This window comes from Myxococcales bacterium, assembly GCA_016717005.1.
Taxonomy (GTDB): Bacteria; Myxococcota_A; Polyangia; order Haliangiales; family Haliangiaceae; genus UBA2376.
Genome location: JADJUF010000039.1, coordinates 102,644 through 121,096, shown reverse-complemented (window position 1 = coordinate 121,096; position 18,453 = coordinate 102,644). Strand labels below are relative to the sequence as shown.

Genomic DNA, 18,453 nt, shown 5'->3' with positions numbered 1-18,453 from the left:
CGCTCACCCGAACGCCTTGCGCAGCCGCGCGACCGCCTCCTCGACGTTCGCGCGCGAGTTGAACGCGCTGAGCCGGAAGTAGCCCTCGCCGGCGGGGCCGAAGCCCGAGCCGGGCGTGCCGACCAGGTGGGCGCGCTCGAGCAGCTGATCGAAGAAGTCCCACGACCTCATGCCGCCGGGCGTGGCCAGCCAGATGTACGGCGCGTGCTCGCCGCCGAACACCTCGAAGCCGGCCGCGGCCAGGCCCGCGCGCAGGAGCCGGGCGTTGTCCATGTAGAACCCGACCTGGCCCATGGTCTGGGCCAGGCCGTCGGGGCTGTACGACGCGGCGGCGCCGCGCTGGACGACGTAGCTGGCGCCGTTGAACTTGGTCGAGTGGCGGCGGCTCCACATGGCGTTGAGCGAGACCCGCGCGCCGTCGGCGCCGACCCCGTGCAGCTCCTTGGGCACGACCATGAACGCGCAGCGCACGCCGGTGAAGCCGGCGCGCTTGGAGAAGCTGCGCAGCTCGATCGCGCAGGTGCGCGCGCCCGGGATCTCGAAGATCGAGCGCGGCAGCGCCGGGTCGGAGATGTACGCCTCGTAGGCGGCGTCGAAGACGATCAGCGCGTCGTGGGCCTGGGCCCACTCGACCCACGCGGTCAGCTGGGCCCGGGTCATGACCGCGCCGGTCGGGTTGTTGGGCGAGCACAGGTAGACCACGTCGATGCCGCCGCGGTCGGGCGGCGCCGGCACGAAGCCGGTGGCCGCGGTCGACGGCAGGTACACCAGGCCCGGGAACCGGCCGTCGGGGCCGGGCGCGCCGGTGCGGCCGGCCATGACGTTGGAGTCGACGTAGACCGGGTAGACCGGGTCGGCGATCGCGATCACCGCGTCGGCCGCGAACAGCTCCTGCAGGTTGCCGCTGTCGCACTTGGAGCCGTCGGACACGAAGATCTCGTCGGCGCCGATCTCGACGCCGCGGCTGCGGTAGTCGTGCGCGCGGATCGCGTCGAGCAAGAAGTCGTAGCCCTGCTCGGGGCCGTAGCCGCGGAAGGTCGCGCGCACCGCCATCTCGTCGACCGCGGCGTGCATCGCCGCGACGATCGCGGGTGCCAGCGGCTCGGTCACGTCGCCGATGCCGAGGCGGATCACCGCGGCGTCGGGGTGCGCGGCCGTGAACGCGCGCACGCGTCGACCGATCTCGGGGAACAGGTAGCCGGCCGGGAGCTTCTGGAAGTTCGGGTTGGCGCGCATCGAGGCGCGACCATACACGCGTGGCGGCGCCGGGCTCAATCGACCCGCCGCGCGCGGCCGGTCGGCTGCGGGATCGGTTGCGCGTGGATCCTCGCCGTGGCATCCCGTGCGCGTGCGCGCGGCCGTCGTCCTGGTGTGGCTGGTGGCCTGTTCGGGGTCGGATCGACCGACCGCGACGTCCGGCCCGATCGAGAGCATCGTCCACGTCGGCCCCACCTCGGCCCAGCTGCTGGCGGTCCACCACCGCCTCGAGCTCGACCAGCTGCCGATCGACGCGCCGCTCGGCCTGCCCCTGACCGGCACGATCGAGCTCGACGCCGTCGTCACGATCCCGCTGAGCCTCCTGCGCCCCGACGTGGCCAACACCTCCGGCCGCGCGGCGGTGCGGTGCGTGGGCCGCTGTCGGCTCGGCGACGATCGCACGCGGCTGCGCACCGGGCTCGGCGACGTCGAGTTCTCGCACCTCGACCTCGACGGCCTGGAGGCCGAGGTGGAGGTCCGCGCCGGCGTCGTCCGGATCACGCGGTGGGCCCTGGCGTCGCCGGATCTCGAGGCCACGGTCGGGCTCGAGGTCCGGCTCGCGCGCGCGCCGACCGCGAGCGTCCTCGACGGCTGCGTGCGCTTCCGCCCGACCGCCGCGCTCGCGGCGCGCGATCCGGGCCTGCAGACCGTCGTCGCCCTGGCCGCGTCCGCCGACGCCGACGGCTGGCGCCGGCTGCGGATCGCGGGCACCGTCGGCGCGCCGCGGCTGATCGCGACGGCGTGCGAGCCCGCCACCGCCCCGCGCTGACCCCGTCCTCAATCGACGCGCAGCTCGCGCTGGATCGCGAACTCGATCGACGGTCGTCGATCACCGGGCTGGTAGCCGGCGCCGAGCCGGAGCTGCATCGCGCGCACGGTGCCGAGCAGGCCGGCGCGGACGACCGGGCGGTCGGCGTCGGCGCGGCTCCAGCCGCCGGCGACGTAGGCACCGAGCGCGGCCCGCGGGTACAGGCCGACCCGCTCGCGTCCGAACGCGCGCTCGAGCGCGAGCTCGCCGACCAGGCCCCCGTGGGTGCTGCGGTCGCGCCAGCCCAGGGTCAGCTCACCTGTGACGGCGGCGCGCGCGCGCAGGCGCGCGGTCGGCCACAGCGCGACGCCCAGGCCGAGGCCCGTGCCGATCTCACGATCGCTGACGAGCTGGACGCCGTGGAAGGTCAGCCGCGGCCCCGGGGCCGGGGCGAGCGCGTCGATCTGATCGGCCGGCACCAGGGCGCCGTCGCGGACGATCGGGCTGGCGAACAGGCCGTCGGTGGCGCCCAGCACCAGATCACCGACGCCCGACATCGCGACGGCCAGGCCGACCGTGCCCAGGAGCGCGCGCCCGGCGAGCTCCTTGCCGGCGTCGCCGAGCTGGTCGGTCACCGACTCGGAGTCGGACGTGTTCTTGATCGGCGCGTACAGCACCAGCGCCGCGAGCCCGGCGCCGACGATCACCTCGAGCGGTCCGCCGAGCAGCGCGAGGCGTCGGCGATCGTGGCGACGGGCCTGCTCGGCCGCGACGGTCGCCGGGTAGTTTCGGTAGCCGTCGCCGTGGCGCTCCAGCGCGTTGCGTGAGTAGAGGCAACCCGACAGCGAGGCGAGCAACGCGACGACGGCGACCGGACGCATGGTCCGACCTCGAGCAACTCGCGTGCCGCGCGTCGAGCCGCCCGTCGACGCCCCGGGCGCGCATCGCCGGCGAGGCTTCACCGCGCCCGGCGGCGCGGGTGATGAACCGTCACCGGTCGGAGCGCTCGCGACACCAGCGTGTATCGTCGCCCGATGACCGCCCGCGAGATCGAGTTCTTCTTCGACATCGGCTCGTCGTACAGCTACCTGGCGGCGACCCAGATGGCGGCGGTGGCGGCGCGGACCGGCGTGCCGGTGCGGTTCCGGCCGTTCCTCCTCGGCGGGGTGTTCAAGGCCGCGGGCAACGACCTGCCGATCCGGGTCCCGGCCAAGGCCCGCTGGATGGTCCACGACATGACCCTGTGGGCGCACCACTACGGCGTCCCGTTCCGGGTGCCGAGCCGGTTCCCGATGATCACGCTGCGGACCCAGCGCGCGCTCGCCGCCGCCGAGCGCCTGGCCGGAGCGTCGGCGCTGCCCGCGTTCGCGCTGGCGCTGTTCCGGGCCTACTGGGCCGAGGACCAGGACGTCACGACCGATCCGGTGATCGCGGCCGCGGCCGGCGCGGCCGGGCTCGACGCCGACGCGATCCTGGCGGCGATCGACGCGCCCGAAACCAAGGAGCTGCTGCGGGCGACCACCGATGAGGCGGTCCGCCGCGGCGCGTTCGGCGCCCCGGCGATGTTCGTCGGCGACCTGCTGTTCTGGGGCAACGACCGCTTGCCGTTGCTCGAGCAGCACCTCGCCCGCACCGCGTGAACGTCGCCGCCGCCGCCCTCGCCAGCGCGCGCAAGTTTCGGTCGAGCACCGAGCCGCGCGCCGGGAGTCTCGCGTCTCGGAGGGGAGGCTCGTCGGGCTTGCCCCGACGAGGGGAGGCCTGGCGACAGGCCTCCCAGGAAACTCAGAGCTTGTCAGTTTTTTGGTCGAGCACCGAGCCGCGCGCCGGGAGTCTCGCGTCTCGGAGGGGAGGCTCGTCGGGCTTGCCCCGACGAGGGGAGGCCTGGCGACCTGGCGACAGGCCTCCCAGGAAACTCAGAGCTTGTCAGTTTCTTGGTCGAGCACCGAGCCGCGCGCCGGGAGTCTCGCGTCTCGGAGGGGAGGCTCGTCGGGCTCGCCCCGACGAGGGGAGGCCTGGCGACAGGCCTCCCAGGAAACTCAGTACCAGTTGAAGCCGACGCCGATCGAACCCGCGGACACGTCCTGGCCGCCGTCGTACGAGCCGACGATCATGCGGAGCTGCGCGTCGATCGAGAACCGCGGCGCGCTCAGGAGCTCGTAGCCGACCGCGCCCATCGCGGCGCCGCCCTCGGCGACCGACTTGCTCTCGGGGGTGTTGTAGCCGTCGTCGTAGCTGTAGCCGAGGTTGGCGCCGCCGAGGCCGCCCTTGATCCATAGCTGCGGCGTGAGCCAGTACTGGATCGCGACCATCGCGCTGGCCTGGACCAGGCTGGTGGCGCCGTTGCCGTTCTCGGCCACGGTCTGGGCGTTGCCCTGGGCCTCGAACAGGATCGCGAGGCGCTCGTTGAGCATGCCGCCGATGTGGAAGTCGAACTCGCCGGCGACCGGGTCGTAGTCGCAGCTATCGCAGTTGACCTTCTCGTCGCCGATCTTCAGACCGCCGAGGCCGAGCGAGAAGCCGAGCGTGAGCCGACCGCCGCGCTCATGGAACCCGCCGGCCGTGGGCGGCTGTGGGTTGGCCGGGGTGTAGCCGATCGGCTGCGGCTGCGAGGCCATGGGCTGAGCGATGGCGACGGCAGGCGCGAGGACAGTGGCGGCGAGGATGAGCGTGGAGATCTTCATGGGACACCCCTTCGTAGGAGATCGTAAGGTCGTGGCGTCGTGATGTGCAAGCGCGAGCCCACTCCGGGCACGTTCACCGTGGGCACGATCGCACCCTTTGGCAATCGATAGTTAGCCGCCATCTTCGAGTGGTTCGGCCATTGGCTGTGAACGGGCGTTGGGAGCGTGACGCGCGCATGAGGTGCGCGTGCCACGCCACCGCGCCCAGGCGCCCGTCGTTGAGGCGCGGCCCGGCGGCTCAGCGCAGCGCCGTCATCGGCAGCAGCGGAACCCGACGTTCGGGAAGAAGAACGTGTCGCTGGCCGAGGTGAACGCCAGGTCGCAGGTGATGCCGGTGCCCTCGTTGTTCGACGCGCCGCCGCGGAGCGGGTTGATGCCGGGCATGCGCGCCATCGTCCACTCCTTGACGTTGCCGGACATGTCCTGGATGCGGTTCGCGCCGCCCCAGTTCGCGTAGCAGCTCGCGCGGTCGCCGCCGACCAGGATGTCGTCCTGATCGCCGGCGAGGGCGCCGTTGGTGTCGTAGTTGTCCTCGTTGCAGACGCCGAGCTGATAGGTCGTGTTGTTGGACGCGTACGACCAGGTGCCGCCGTGGCCGCGCAGGTCGGCGGCCGTCGGCGCGGTCCCGCTCTGGCGGCTCAACGCGACCATGTCGACCTTGACGCCGTCCTCGCGCATCCACAGGCTCACGTAGCGGTTGCCGCCCGCCGCCGGGATCGAGAACGCCGCCGACACTACCCACTGCCAGGTCCCGTTGGTCGCGGTCACCATCAACGCGCCGGCGGTGCCGGGCAGCGTCGTGTTGATGCCGGGGTAGATCGTGTCGTCGGCGCCGACCGGGCTGTACATCCGCACCCAGACGTAATAGTTCGTCGCCGAGGCGGTGGCCGGGAAGGTGAACTGGTAGTCGAGCCGCGGCGCCTGGGTCGGCGCGTTGCCCTGGGACACGTTGGCGCCGAGGTTCGGCGACGCCCGCAGCGCCGAGACGCCGGAGTAGTTGGACGGGGCCGAGTCGGGCACCCAGGCGTGCAGGCCGGCGCCCGTGCCGGTCGAGGTCGCGGTCGTCGAGCTGAGGAAGTCCTCGGCCTCGACGAAGACGAAGCCGCTGGCCGCGGCCGGCGCGGCCAGCGGGAAGGTCGACTTGGTGACCACCGAGCAGGCGCGGTGCCAGTCCTGCTCGGTGCAGAGGTCGACGCCGGCGCCCAGCGCCTGGCACGCGGCCCGCGCGTCGCCGTACGTCACGCTGGTCCACGGCAGGACGCCGCCCTTCGAGCACACCTTGGTCGTGACCGCGCCGGGGTTGGTCGGGGTGGCGTCGGGGTGCGACGCCTCCCACTTCATCACCTCGCGACCGCCGCCGATCGACACCCAGTCCTGCGCCGGGTTGTCATCGACGACGCCGTCGCAGTCGTTGTCGAGGTTGTCGCACAGCTCGGCCGACGCGGTGCCGCCGGGCTGGGTGACGTTGCAGGTCACCGGCGCGGTCGGGGTGGCGCCGCACACGTACGTGCCGCGGCCCTGGCACACGCCGACGCCGCTGTCGCCGCAGGCCTGGCCCTTGAGCGGGTGGCCCTCGTCGACCCGGCCGTCGCAGTCGTTGTCGATGTTGTCGCAGCGATTCTCAGGGACGATGTCGCCCGCCGCGTCGGTCGTGACGTTGGGGCCGTAGGCGCAGTCCCAGCCGGTGGCGGTGCAGGTCGCGACCGTGCCGGCGCACGCACCCTGGGTCAGGCAGATCGGCGGCGGGGTCAGGCCCTCGTCGACGACGCCGTCGCAGTTGTCGTCGCGCTGGTTGCAGGCCTCCTGGTTGCCCTGGAACTGGCAGGCGTACTCGCAGCCGTCGACCGGATCGTTGTTGACGTTCCAGAAGTCGGGGTCGCAGGTGGCGACCGTGCAGTTGCCGCCGGCGCAGCCCTCGGTGGCGTGGGGCAGGTTGCAGACCCGGTTGCAGGTGCCGCAGTTGCGCGGGTCGGTGTTGAGGTTGAAGCCGTTGGTCGGGTTGCCGTCGCAGTCCTGATCGAGCGCGTCGCACAGCTCGAGGGTCGGCCCGATCTCGCCGACGCAGGTCGGCGTGCCGCCGACGCAGGTCAGCGCGCCGAGCGCGCACTCGCCGACGCCGGTCGTGCCGCACGAGCCCAGGGGCGGCAGGCCCTCGTCGAAGTTGTTGTCACAGTCGTTGTCCCGGCCATCGCAGATCTCGGGGACGGCGCCGGGCGTGCCGATCGCGCCGACGCACTCGACCGCGCCGTTGGTGCACATCGTCCGGCCGGCCACGCACTCGCCGACGTCGCTGCCGCACGGCACGCCGCCGCCGGGGTTGCCCTCGTCGGTCATGCCGTTGCAGTTGTTGTCGAGGTCGTCGCAGGTCTCGGGGCTGCCGCCGACGCCGGTGCAGCGCAGCGCGCCCGCGGCGCACTCGATCACGCCGGCGGTGCACTCGCCGACGTCGGTGCCGCAGGCGTCGCCGACCGTCGGCACGTCCTCGTCGACCCGCAGGTCGCAGTCGTCGTCGAGGCCGTTGCAGAGCTCGGCGCCGGTCGGGGTGCAGCCGTCGAACGGCGTGACGTCGCCGTCGCCGCCGTCGCTGGCGTCGCCGATGATCGCGTCGCCGTCGCCGCCGTCGTTGGCGCAGTTGAGGCAGTAGTCGTTGACCCCGCAGGCGGTCGTGGTCAGCGCGAGCCCGAGGGCGGCCAGCGTCAGCAGGAGGTGGGGGCGCAGGCTCACGAGCGACCTCCGCCCGTGCGCGGCGCGCGTCGGCGCAGGATCGCCGTCAGCGCCAGCGCCAGGACGCCGAGGCCGGCGCCGCCGTCCCCCGAGGTCTGGCAGCCGCCGCCGCCGCCGGTGGTGACGCGGTCCTCGTCGACCGGCCCGGCGTCGATCGGCGGTGGCGGCGTGAAGCAGGTGCCGTTGGCGCAGACCTCGCCCGTGTTCGGGCAAGTGACGCCGAGGCAGGGATCCTGCTCGCACTGGCCGTTCTGCGAGTTGCAGGCCTGGCCGACCGGGCACGGCTGGCCCAGGCACGGATCGTTGACGCAGGTGCCGCTGGTCTCGTCGCAGATCCGGTTGCCGGGGCACGGGCCGCCGCACGGATCGGTCTCGCACATGCCGCGATCGCAGCGCTCGCCGGTGGGGCAGGTGACCCCGGTGCACGTGCCGACACACTGGCCGGCCTGGCAGTACTGGTCGCTGCCGCAGGTCACGCCGGCGCAGGGGTCGCTGACGCAGGTGCCGGCGACGCACTGCTCGGACGCGCTGCACCGGTCGGGGAAGGTCGTGCAGTTGTCGGGGCGGCACTGGCCGAGCGCGCCGACGCAGACCTCACCGGCGGCGCAGGTGACCGCGTCGCAGGCGCGCACGCAGGTGCCGGCGTCACAGACGGTCTGATCGCCGCTGGGCAGCGGGTCGCAGGTGACCCCGAAGCAGGGGTCGGCCAGGCAGAAGCTGTCGACGCACATCCGCCCCTCGGGGCACGGGAACTCGCCCGAGGCGCACGGCAGCGCGCACTGGCACGCGGTGCAGGTGGCGCCGGGGCCGCACAGCGACCCCTCGTCGACCTGGTTGTCGCAGTCGTTGTCGTCGCAGTCGCAGATCTCGGTCATCGCGGGCTCGCCGCCCTGGCACACGAACGTGCCGCCGACGCACCGGAGCACGCCCGGCATGCACAGCGGCTGGCCGTCGGGGGCGATCGTGCACGGGCCCATGTCGGCGACGTCCTCGTCGACGGTGCCGTCGCAGTCGTCGTCGAAGTCGTTGCAGATCTCGGGGCCGCCGCCGACCGAGCCCTCGCAGGTCAGCACGCCGTTCATGCACACGGTCTGGCCGACGCCGCACGAGCTCGAGCAGTCGGCGCCGCCGGTGCCCTCGTCGACGGTGCCGTCGCAGTCGTTGTCGATCGTGTCGCAGGCCTCGGCGGTGGGGCCGACCTCGCCGATGCACGAGCCCCACATGGCGGCGGTGCAGGTCTGCATGCCCGGGTGGCACACGCCGACGCCGGGGTTGCCGACGATGACCGAGCAGCTGCGGACCTGGCCGTCGATCACGCCGTCGCAGTCGTTGTCGAGGCCGTCGCAGATCTCGGTCTGGGGGCCGGTGCCGGAGCACGCGCCCCAGGCGCCGGTGGTGCACACCTGGGTGCCGGTCGAGCACACGCCGACGTCGGTGCCGCAGCCGCGCGTGAGGCCCTCGTCGATCAGGTTGTCGCAGTCGTCGTCGAGGCCGTTGCAGATCTCGACGCCGGTGCACGAGCACGACAGCCCCTCGTCGATCAGGTTGTCGCAGTCGTCGTCGATGTTGTTGCAGGTCTCGGTCGACGGCGTGCCGCCGGGCGAGGTGATGCTGCAGATCGTGCCCGCGCCGCCGGCGGTGCAGACGTAGGTGCCGGTGCCGCGGCAGCGGCCGACCAGGCCGTTGTCGCAGGCGGCGCCCTTGTTCGGGAAGTCCTCGTCGACCAGCACGTCGCAGTCGTCGTCGAGGTCGTTGCACAGCTCGAACTTGACCGCCTCGGCGAGGATCGACGAGATCGCGACCTGGAGCTGCTCCTCGTTGGCGGCGTAGAGGCCCTCGTTGACCCCGGTCACGTCGGGCGCGCCGCCGGCGTGGGCGATGCCCTCGATCGACGCGTCGCCGGGGGTGACGCCGAACCCGATCGCCTTGGTCTCGATGCGGTAGGAGCGCGCGTCGACCGTGGTCGTCAGCAGCGACGCCGCCGCGGCGGTCGTGTTCGAGAACTGGGTGCAGCTCTCCTCACCGTCGGTGAGCGAGATGACGATGTACGGGCGGCACTGCCGGCCGCTGGGCAGGAACACGTCCTTGAGCGGGTCGTTGCGGATCGGATCGAAGCCGGGCTGGCTCGAGGCCAGGAGCGTGGTGCCGTCGGTGGCCTGCAGGCCCTGCCAGTAGCGCTTGGCGCCCTTGAGCGAGCCCGCGATCGGGGTCCAGCCACCGGCGTAGATGTCGGGGTTGAGGGCGACGTTGGTGCTGGTGCAGGTGCCGGCGGTGAAGTCGTTCCAGGTGACCAGGTCGCTGTTGTTGCCGTCGTACATGCCGGTGAGCACCTCGAGCCGGGTGTCGCTCCAGAGCGCGGCCGTGCAGTTCGGGCCGGTGAGCCCGGCGTTCCAGCAGTTGTTGCAGTCGACGCCGCTCATCGAGCAGCCGTTGGCGGGGTTGGTGTCGGTCGAGCTCTCGCGGAACCGCCCCAGGCCGAACACCATGTCGCCGTAGCTGTTGGCGATGCCGGCGATGGCGCACTTGGCGTGGTCGAGGCGGGTGTCGACCGAGCCCGGGCAGCTCGGCGGACCGAAGCCGGTGGCGTTGTCGATCATCGACCCCGAGGTGTCGACGATCAGGAACACGTACGGCTTGAGGGGATCGCCGGCGAACGACGACTTGGCCAGCAGGCACAGCGTGAGGAACGTGGCCGTGGCGCGCCACGAGATCACTCGTTGCATAGCCTTTCATTCTATCGTGATCATTCGGCGGTCGCGCCTCGATCGGGATCACACCTACCCCACCGGCTCCCCAGGGCCGGAGGTAGGTGTGCGTGGGTATCGCGCGCTGCGGATCAGCCTCTTCGGTCACGCAGCGGCACGCGCCGGGCGTCTCGCGTCGTGGGTGGTCGTGGCAGGGGGCCCTGTCGGGGCTTGCCCGTCGAGGTGCCGCCGTGGCCTGGCGACGCCGCGGACCTCGGAGTCCCCAGCACCTGCCTGGGCTCGGCGATCAACCCTCTGAAACTCAGATTAGAGCTTGTCAGTTTTTCGGTCGAGCACCGGTCCAGGCGCCGGGAGTCTCGCGTCTCGGAGGGGAGGCTCGTCGGGGCTTGCCCCCGACGAGGGGAGGCCTGGCGACAGGCCTCCCTGGAAACTCAGTCGATGCCGTAGCGCTTGAGCTTGTCGTAGAGCGTGCGCTCGGCGATGCCGAGCACCTCGGCCGCCTTGCGGCGGTTGCCGGCCACCGACGTCAGGGCGGCGACGATCGCCTCGCGCTCGAGCTCGACCAGCGGGCGGGCCGCGGCCGCGATCGCCGGGGCCGCGGGCTCGGGCGCGCCCGGCGGCGGGGCGCTGGCCTCGAGCCAGATGTCGGCCGCGCCGATCACGTCGCGCTCGCACAGGATCGCGGCGCGCTCGAGCGTGTTGGCCAGCTCGCGGACGTTGCCGGGCCAGTGCCAGCCCAGCAGCCGCTGCTCGGCGTCGGGGCCCAGGGTCAGCACCCGGCCGCGCACGCTCGGGCCGATCCGCGCCAGCAGCGCCCGCGCCATCGGCACCAGATCGCCCTTGCGCTCGCGCAGCGGCGGCAGCCGGATCGGGAACACCGCGAGCCGGTGGTACAGGTCCTCGCGGAACCGCCCGGCCGCCATCATCGCGCCGAGGTCGCGGTTGGTCGCGGCGATCCAGCGGACGTCGACGTCGAGGCTGCGGCTGCCACCGAGGCGCTCGAACTTGCGCTCCTGGAGGACGCGCAAGAGCTTGGCCTGCAGCTCGAGCCGGAGCTCGCCGACCTCGTCGAGGAAGAACGAGCCGCCGTCGGCCAGCTCGAGCTTGCCCCGGCGGCGCTCGACCGCGCCGGTGAACGCGCCGCGCTCGTGGCCGAACAGCTCGCTCTCGAGCAGGTGCTCGGCCAGCGCAGCGCCGTTGACGGCGAGGAACGGGCGGGCGCTGCGGGCGCTGCGGGCGTGGATGGCGCGCGCCGCGACCTCCTTGCCGGTGCCGGTCTCGCCCAGCAGCAGCACGCTGGCGTTGGTGCGGGCGACCTTGTCGATGGCCGAGACCACCGCGGTCATGGCCGGGTCGCCGTAGGTCAGCGGCGGCACGCTGTCGTCGGCGCTGACGCCGGCGCGGGCGTCGAGCAGGCGGCGGCGCTCGAGCGCGCGCTCGACCACGAGCCGGAGCTCGTCGGGGCCCCCAGCGGCTTCTGCAGGTAGTCGAACGCGCCCAGCTTCATCGCCTCGACCGCGGTCTCGACCGCGCCGAACGCGGTCATGACGATCACCTCGACCTCGGGCTGCTCGGCCTTGACCTTGCGCACCAGCGCGAGGCCGTCGACGTGCGGCATCTTCAGATCGGTGACGACGAGATCGAAGCCGCGCTCGTCGAGGTGGCGGCTCGCGACCCGGCCGTCCTCGGCCTCGACCACGTCGTGCCCGGCCAGGCGCAGCACGTCGCCGACGAACTCGCGCAGCCCGGGCTCGTCGTCGGCGACCAGCACCCGCGCCATCACGCCACCGTCCGCGGCAGGTCGATCGTGAACTCGGCGCCGCCGCCGACGGCGTTGCGCGCGGTCAGGGTGCCGCCGTGGAGCTCGACCAGGCGCTTGCACACCGCCAGGCCCAGGCCGGTGCCGCGGGTCCGCTTGGTGTAGAACGGCTCGAAGATCCGGGCGAGGTCGCCGTCGGGGAAGCCGGGGCCGTGATCGCGCACGACGTAGCGTAGCCCCAAACGCCCGCGCGCGACGGTCGCGGTCACCCGGCCGTCGCTCATCGCCGCGGCGTTCTCGAGCAGGTTCACCAGCACCTGGCGCATGCGGTCGGCGTCGAGCGGCCAGGTCCGGGGCGCGTCGTCGTCGACGACGTCGACGCGGTCCGCCGCCACGTCGGCGGCCGCGGCCCGGAGCAGCGCCGCCGGCTCGGCCGGGGCCGCGCGGATCTCGCCCGAGCGCGCGAACGCCAGCAGGTCGTTGGTCAGGTGCTCGAGCCGGACCGCCTCGTCGACCACGCGATCGGCCTTGGCGCGGCTGCGCTCGCCGGCGGGCAGCGACTGCGCCAGCAGCTGGGCGTTGCCCTTGAGCGACGCCAGCGGGTTGCGGATCTCGTGGGCCAGCACCGCCGACATCTGGCCGAGGTTGGCCAGGTGCCGGGCCTGCTCGTTGGCGCGGACCGTGGCCTCGCGCCGCAACGACCAGCGCACGAGCACCAGCGCCAGCACCATCAGCACCGCGGCCGCGGTCACGCCGATCGCCAGCGACCAGGTCGCGACGGTGTCGAGCTGGTCGACCGGCGCGGTGTCGATCTCGATCAGCAGCTCGGGCGGGCCCCGCGGCGGCATGCGGCCCATCCGCGGCGGCGGGCCCAGGCGGTGGTACGCGACGCGGATGCGGTCGCCGATCACGACCGGCTGGGCCGGCGGCGCGTCGACGAACCACGCGGCCAGCTCGGCCGGCGAGCTGGCGCTCGCGCCGGCGTCGGCGATCAGCCGGGGGCCCTCGAAGAGGGCGACGTAGCGGACGTGGAGCGGGCCGGCGGCCTCGAACGCCGCGGCGATCCGCGCCGCCGGGTCGTCGCGATCGAACTCGACCATGCGCGCCCGCATCGAGCCGGCGGCGTCGGCCGCGAGCCCGCGGATCATCGTGGCGCGGGCGTCGTTGACGCTGCGGTGGGTCGTCCACACGATCGCGATCAGCGCGGCGCCGATCGCCGCGATCGCGGTGACGACGGCGATGCGCGACCAGCGCGGGATCCAGCCAGCAGACACGAGGGCGCGCACTGTACCGCGGAGTAGCAAGGGCCTGGCCAGCGTCGCGCCCACGGAGGTGCACGGCGGCGCGCCTCCGGCCCCGCGCGGGACACCACCTCGGCGGATGTTGCAGGTCGTCCTGCGGACCTCGCAGGCTCGGGGCGTCAGGCCCGGCCGGCGAGCAGCGCGCGGCCGACCACCTTGAGCGCGAGGATCGGGCGCACGCCCTCGAAGATCGGCAGCACCAGCGCGTCGACCACGTAGCGGCTGATCGGGTACTCCTCGGCGTAGCCCCAGCCGCCGTGGAGCACCTGGCCGAGCTGGGTGATCTCGACCGCCGCGTCGCAGGCGAACAGCTTGGCCTGGGCCGCCAGCGGCGCGGCGGCGCGCTCGTCGGCGTCCATCGCGATCGCGGCCTCGTACGTGATCGCGCGGGCGGCGGCGAGCCGGCACGCCATGCGCCCGAGCTGGTGCTGGGTCAGCGGGTACTCGATGATCGGCTGGCCGAACTGGCTGCGCGCGGTCACGTACTCGGCGGTCTGCTCGAGCGCGGCCTGGGCGACGCCGCACGCGCGGCCGCCGGTCTGCAGGCGCCCGGCGGCGAAGCCGGCCATCTGCAGGTAGAAGCCGCGCCCGAGGCCGGCGTCCTCGCCGACCAGGTTGGTGGCCGGTACGAACCAGTCGTCGAACGCGAGCGTGAACGAGTGCATGCCGCGATACCCGGGCGTCCGGTCGGCCTTGCCAGTGAGCCGGCCGCCGCCGGGCTGCTGGGCCTCGAACTCGTGGCCGTCGAACCGGGGCTTCTCGACGATGAACAGCGACAGGCCCTTGGCGCCCTTGGCCAGGTCGGGATCGGTGCGGGCCAGCAGCGCGATCACGTCGGCGCGCCCGGCGAACGTGCACCAGGCCTTGGGGCCGGTGATCGCATAGCCGGCGACGCCGTCGACGGTGGCCGGCGTGGCGCGGCACGCGACCGCGGCGACGTCGGAGCCGACGTTGGGCTCGGTCACCGAGATCGCGACCATGTGCTCGCCGGCGGCGATCCGCGGCAACCAGGTGCGCTGCTGGGCCTCGGTGCCGCCGGCCAGGAGCGCCTTGGCCAGGATCTCGGGCCGGGTGATGAGCGAGCCGGCGCTGGCCAGCGAGCCGCGGGATAGCTCCTCGGTGGTGAGGATCATGGCCAGGTTGCCGAGCTCGTGGCCGCCGAACGCCTCGGGCACCGACAGCCCGAAGTAGCCGAGGTCGGCCATCGCCGCGATGAAGCGATCGGGCACCAGCGCGTCGTCGCGGTGGATGTGCTCGGCGTGCGGCGCGACCTCGCGATCGGAGAACTGGCGCACGCTGGCGCGGACCTCGGTCAGGGTCGGGTCGAGGGGCCAGGCGTTCTTGCCGCGGTTGGCGGCGACCGCGCGGCCGATCGCGCACACCGCGTCCTGGTGGCCGAGGCGATGGATCGCGGCGCGCTCGGCGGCGTCGTAGGCCGGGTCGGGCAACGCGAGCTCGGCGGCGATCGGGTCGAGGCGCTCGCGGGCGCTGCGGGCCAGGTCGGCGATCGCCACGCGGACCGGCTCGGCGAAGCCGTCGTCGCTGGTCGGGTTGGCGGCCAGCGCGGCGAGCAGCGAGCGGGCGACCCGGGCGTCGGTGGCGGCCGACGCCACCTTCTCGACGACGACCTGGTGCTGGTCGAGGCGCTCGCCGGCCGCGGTGAGCTCGATGGCCGCGGCCAGGGCCGCGCCGGTGTAGCGGTCGAGCGCAGAGGCGACCGCGCGGGCATCGTCGTCACGGGTGGGCAGCGACATCGCCGTCAGCCTACCTGGTCTGACGCGGTGTGGCAGCGGCCGTCATCGCGAACCGGCGTCAGCTTCCGGCCAGGGATCGAGGTACGGTGGGGCAGCGGTCGAGTGGCCGCGATCCCGCCCGGAGATGCCCATGACCAGGTTCGCCCTCGCCCTCGTCCTCGCGCTGGTGCCCGCCGTCGCGCTCGCCGACGCGCCCGATCACGTGATCAACAACTCGGCGAAGACCGTCACCGTCGCTTGCGGTGACGGTGGCCGCGTCGTGGTCAACGGCTCGACCAACGTCGTGACCGTCACCGGCGGCTGCGCCAAGGTCGTCGTCAACGGCAGCAGCAACACCGTCGCCATCGACGCCGCCGACAAGATCGCGATCACCGGCAGCAGCAACAAGGTGACCTACAAGAAGGGCCACACCCGCAAGGCGCCCAAGATCACGCAGCTCGGCAGCGGCAACCAGGTCGCGCGGGTCAAGTAGGCGGCGGCAGCGCCGCGAGCAGCCCCCGGCACGCCGCGGCGCACACGTCGAAGACCTCGTCGAACGCGGCCTGACCGCCGTAGTACGGATCGGGCACCTCGGCGCCCGGCGCGGCGCTCGGGTCGAAGCTGCGCAGCAGGCGGACGCGCCCGCGGGCCGCGTCGTCGGGCGCGAGGCCTTGCAGCGCCCGCTGCACCGGGATGTCGACCGCGAGGATCAGGTCGAAGTTCGCGAAGTCGGCGCGGGTGAACTGCTGGCCGAGGTGCTCGATGGGCACGTCGCGGCGGCGGGCGGTGGCGATGGCGCGCGGATCGGGCGGCTCGTCGACGTGCCAGCGGCCCGTGCCCGCGCTGGCGACCGTGATGTCGGTCCGTCGCGCCGCTTGCAGCAGGTGTCGCATGATCGCCTCCGCCGTCGGAGAGCGACAGATGTTGCCGAGGCAGACGAACACCACGCGCATGGAGGGCCCAGTCGATCGTGTACCATATCGCCCGGAGGCCCCGATGCGCCGACTGCTGTACCTGTTCGTCTTCGGGCTCGCCGCCGCCTGCTCGTTCACGCCGAGCGGCGCGGCCCAGATCGACGGGGCGGCGGATGGGATGGCCCTCGATGGCGCCGTCGACGCCGACTCCGACGGGCCCGCCATCGACGCCGCGATGACCGACGACGCCGGGACCGACGCCGCGATGGTCGACGCCCCGGTGATCGACGCGCCCACGATCGACGCGCCCACGATCGACGCGCCCACGATCGACGCGCCCACGATCGACGCGCCGGGCATCGACGCCGCGCCGCCGGTGGTCGTCGCGTACCTGGCCGCGGCCGACGCGACCGTCGGCACCGGCGATCTGGCGATCCCGACCACGGTCCTCAACACCGACAACCTGACGTTCATGCCGGCCGTGGTGTTGCCGACCGGCGTCACGCTGACCGCGGGCACCCTGACCGCGGGTGGGACCGCCGCGGTCTTGCACGTCGCCAACCTGACCGTCGCCGGCGCGCTGTCGGTGCGTGGGAGCAGGCCGCTGGCGATCGTCGCGGGCGGCGCGGTGTCGATCTCGGGGGCGATCGACGCGGCCGCGGAGTTCGCGCGCCCTGGCGGCGGCGGGTTCGGCGGAGGCATGGGGCCCACCGCCGGCGGGGTCGGCGTGACGAACAACAACACCGACACCGGCGGTGGCGGCGGCGGCAACGGCGGCGCGGGCGGGCGCGGGGGCAACAGCGCGGGCGGCAATGAGCCGGCCAGCGGCGGGACCGCGGGCGCGGCGATCGGCCCCGGGGTCCCGACGGTCCTGCGCGGCGGCTCGAGCGGCGCGCGCGGCGCGCGACCGTGCACGACCACCGCGAACAACGGCGGCGGTGGCGGCGGCGCGGTGTTCGTGTTCTCGACCCTCGGGATCTCGGTCACCGGGGCGATCCAGGCCGGCGGTGGCGGCGGCGTCAACGGCGTCAGCTGTGGTGGCTCCAACGGTGGTTCGGGCGGGGGCGCCGGCGGCCAGATCGATCTGCAGGCGCCCGCGATCACAGGCGCGGGCACGCTCGCGGCCAACGGCGGCAGCGGCGCGGGTGGCGACGAGACGGGCAGCACCAACCGCGGCGCCAACGGTCGGAACGCCAGCCTCACCAACGTCGGCGTCGCCGGCGGCTCCGGCGGCTCCGGCTCCGGCGGCACCAACGGCACCGACGGCGGCGCCGGCGCGCCGGCGGGGCTGGCCGCCCGCAACGGCGGCGACCTCAACAGCAACGGCAACACCGGCGGCGGTGGCGGCGGCGACGGCGTCATCGTGCTGCGCTACCTCGGCACCTTGCCGGCGATGGATCTGGTCACGACCAGCCCCGCGCCGCGGCGTACCACCTACTGATGGCCGGCTGGCTCCGTCTCCTCGTCGTCGCGGCGCTGGCCGGGTGCGCGTTCGATCCGACCGGCTCGACGGCCGGCGGCGACGGACCGGCGTCCGTCGATGCCGCCGGGGACGACGCTCCGCCACCGACGGACGCCCCGCCGCAGGAGGACATCCACCACGTCGCGCTGGCGCAGGAGTACCTCGGGGCCGACGACGTGACGATCGACGGGACGGTCGTGGTCGACACCACGACGCTCGCGATCACCAGCGGCACGGCGCCGGGGCTGACGCTCATGCAGGCGGCCCAGGACGGCGGGGGCCCCGACCTCGCGATCGTGCACGTCCGCGACCTGACGATCACCGGCGCGCTACGCGCGGTCGGCGGCCGGCCGCTGGTGATCCTGGCGCGGACCATCCGCGTCGACGGGCGCATCGACGTGGGCGCGCGCGGCGGCACCGCCGGCGCCGGCGGCAGCGGGCCCGCCAGCGGCGACGGGCGCGGCGCCGACGGCCAACGCCACGGCACGTTCCTCGACACGGGCGGCGGCGGGGCCGGGTTCGCGATCGCGGGTGCCCTCGGCGGCAACGACGGCAACGGCGACGGCGGCGGCGGCCCGGCCTACGGCGACCCCGGCCTGACGATGTTGCTGGGCGGCTCGGGCGGCGGCAGCAGCGACGGCGACTGCAGCGAGCCACCGCCGGGCGCCGGCGGCGGCGCGGTGCAGCTCTACGCGAGCGCGTCGATCGAGATCCGCGCCGGCGGCGGGATCAACGCCGGCGGCGGCGGCGGCGGCGGCGGCAAGGGCTGCGCGTTCCAGTACACCGCCGGGCGCGGCGGTGGCAGCGGCGGGGCGATCTACCTGCAGGCGCCGCAGGTCGTGGTCGACGGCGAGGTCGCGGCCAACGGCGGCGGCGGCGGCGGCGGCGCCGACTTCAACGACGGCGGGGCCGGCGGCGACGGCGCCCTCGGGACCGCGGCCGCCGTCGGGGGTGATCGCGGCGGCAGCGGCTACGGCGCCCGCGGCGGGGCCGGCGGCACCGACGCCGCGCCCGGGCCCGGCGATGACAACGGCGGCGACGGCAACGGCGGCGGCGGCGGCGGCGCGGCCGGGCGGATCGTCGTGCGCGCGCGCAACGCGCAGGTCACCGGGGTCGTGAGCCCGACCGCGATGGTCGCCACGTACTGAGGCAGGCGCGGGGCCTCCGCG

13 protein-coding genes and 1 pseudogene are annotated in these 18,453 nt (G+C 73.9%); 5 read left to right on the top strand and 9 right to left on the bottom strand.

Annotated elements, in window-relative coordinates:
- Positions 1-3: 3 nt before the first annotated feature.
- Positions 4-1,236, bottom strand: coding sequence for an LL-diaminopimelate aminotransferase (locus IPL61_31520; GenBank protein MBK9035730.1), 1,233 nt, complete (start codon positions 1,234-1,236; stop codon positions 4-6).
- A 112-nt stretch (positions 1,237-1,348) separates the two neighbouring features.
- Here IPL61_31520 and IPL61_31515 point away from each other — a divergent pair, with 112 nt between their 5' ends.
- Positions 1,349-2,026 carry a hypothetical protein gene (locus IPL61_31515; GenBank protein MBK9035729.1) on the top strand — a complete coding sequence of 226 codons (678 nt, stop codon included), beginning with the start codon at positions 1,349-1,351 and terminating at the stop codon, positions 2,024-2,026.
- Between the two features lie 8 nt (positions 2,027-2,034).
- Here IPL61_31515 and IPL61_31510 read toward each other — a convergent pair whose 3' ends face one another.
- A complete protein-coding gene (locus IPL61_31510; GenBank protein ID MBK9035728.1) occupies positions 2,035-2,886 on the bottom strand; it encodes a hypothetical protein in 852 nt (283 codons plus the stop codon).
- A 153-nt stretch (positions 2,887-3,039) separates the two neighbouring features.
- Here IPL61_31510 and IPL61_31505 point away from each other — a divergent pair, with 153 nt between their 5' ends.
- Entirely contained in the window at positions 3,040-3,645 is a 606-nt protein-coding gene (locus IPL61_31505; protein MBK9035727.1) for a 2-hydroxychromene-2-carboxylate isomerase, read from the top strand.
- Between the two features lie 396 nt (positions 3,646-4,041).
- Here IPL61_31505 and IPL61_31500 read toward each other — a convergent pair whose 3' ends face one another.
- The 6 genes and pseudogenes from IPL61_31500 to IPL61_31475 form a co-directional block, all read right to left on the bottom strand.
- Complete coding sequence (locus IPL61_31500) at positions 4,042-4,686, bottom strand: hypothetical protein (GenBank protein ID MBK9035726.1); 645 nt, start codon at positions 4,684-4,686, stop codon at positions 4,042-4,044.
- Between the two features lie 252 nt (positions 4,687-4,938).
- On the bottom strand, positions 4,939-7,410 hold the full coding sequence (locus IPL61_31495; GenBank protein MBK9035725.1) for a hypothetical protein: 2,472 nt from the start codon (positions 7,408-7,410) through the stop codon (positions 4,939-4,941).
- On the bottom strand, positions 7,407-10,133 hold the full coding sequence (locus tag IPL61_31490; GenBank protein ID MBK9035724.1) for a hypothetical protein: 2,727 nt from the start codon (positions 10,131-10,133) through the stop codon (positions 7,407-7,409). Before IPL61_31490 ends, IPL61_31495 begins: the two co-directional genes overlap by 4 nt.
- Positions 10,134-10,546: 413 nt before the next feature.
- Positions 10,547-11,895, bottom strand: a pseudogene (locus tag IPL61_31485) (sigma-54-dependent Fis family transcriptional regulator).
- Positions 11,895-13,148, bottom strand: coding sequence for a HAMP domain-containing histidine kinase (locus IPL61_31480; GenBank protein ID MBK9035723.1), 1,254 nt, complete (start codon positions 13,146-13,148; stop codon positions 11,895-11,897). The pseudogene IPL61_31485 and the gene IPL61_31480 overlap by 1 nt, the downstream one beginning before the upstream one ends.
- Before the next feature lie 146 nt (positions 13,149-13,294).
- Entirely contained in the window at positions 13,295-14,929 is a 1,635-nt protein-coding gene (locus tag IPL61_31475) for an acyl-CoA/acyl-ACP dehydrogenase (GenBank protein ID MBK9035722.1), read from the bottom strand.
- Between the two features lie 130 nt (positions 14,930-15,059).
- On the opposite strand from IPL61_31475, the gene IPL61_31470 reads away from it, so the two are divergent.
- Positions 15,060-15,401, top strand: a complete 342-nt coding sequence (locus tag IPL61_31470; protein ID MBK9035721.1) for a DUF3060 domain-containing protein — start codon at positions 15,060-15,062, stop codon at positions 15,399-15,401.
- Here IPL61_31470 and IPL61_31465 read toward each other — a convergent pair.
- The gene (locus IPL61_31465) at positions 15,394-15,861 is read right to left on the bottom strand and encodes a low molecular weight phosphotyrosine protein phosphatase (protein ID MBK9035720.1); all 468 of its coding nucleotides are present in this window, start codon (positions 15,859-15,861) and stop codon (positions 15,394-15,396) included. The two genes, IPL61_31470 and IPL61_31465, sit on opposite strands and share 8 nt — an antisense overlap.
- Here IPL61_31465 and IPL61_31460 point away from each other — a divergent pair.
- Both IPL61_31460 and IPL61_31455 read left to right on the top strand, forming a co-directional pair.
- Positions 15,800-17,263, top strand: coding sequence for a hypothetical protein (locus IPL61_31460; protein MBK9035719.1), 1,464 nt, complete (start codon positions 15,800-15,802; stop codon positions 17,261-17,263). The genes IPL61_31465 and IPL61_31460 overlap by 62 nt on opposite strands.
- Positions 17,263-18,432, top strand: coding sequence for a hypothetical protein (locus IPL61_31455; GenBank protein MBK9035718.1), 1,170 nt, complete (start codon positions 17,263-17,265; stop codon positions 18,430-18,432). Before IPL61_31460 ends, IPL61_31455 begins: the two co-directional genes overlap by 1 nt.
- Positions 18,433-18,453 lie beyond the last annotated feature (21 nt).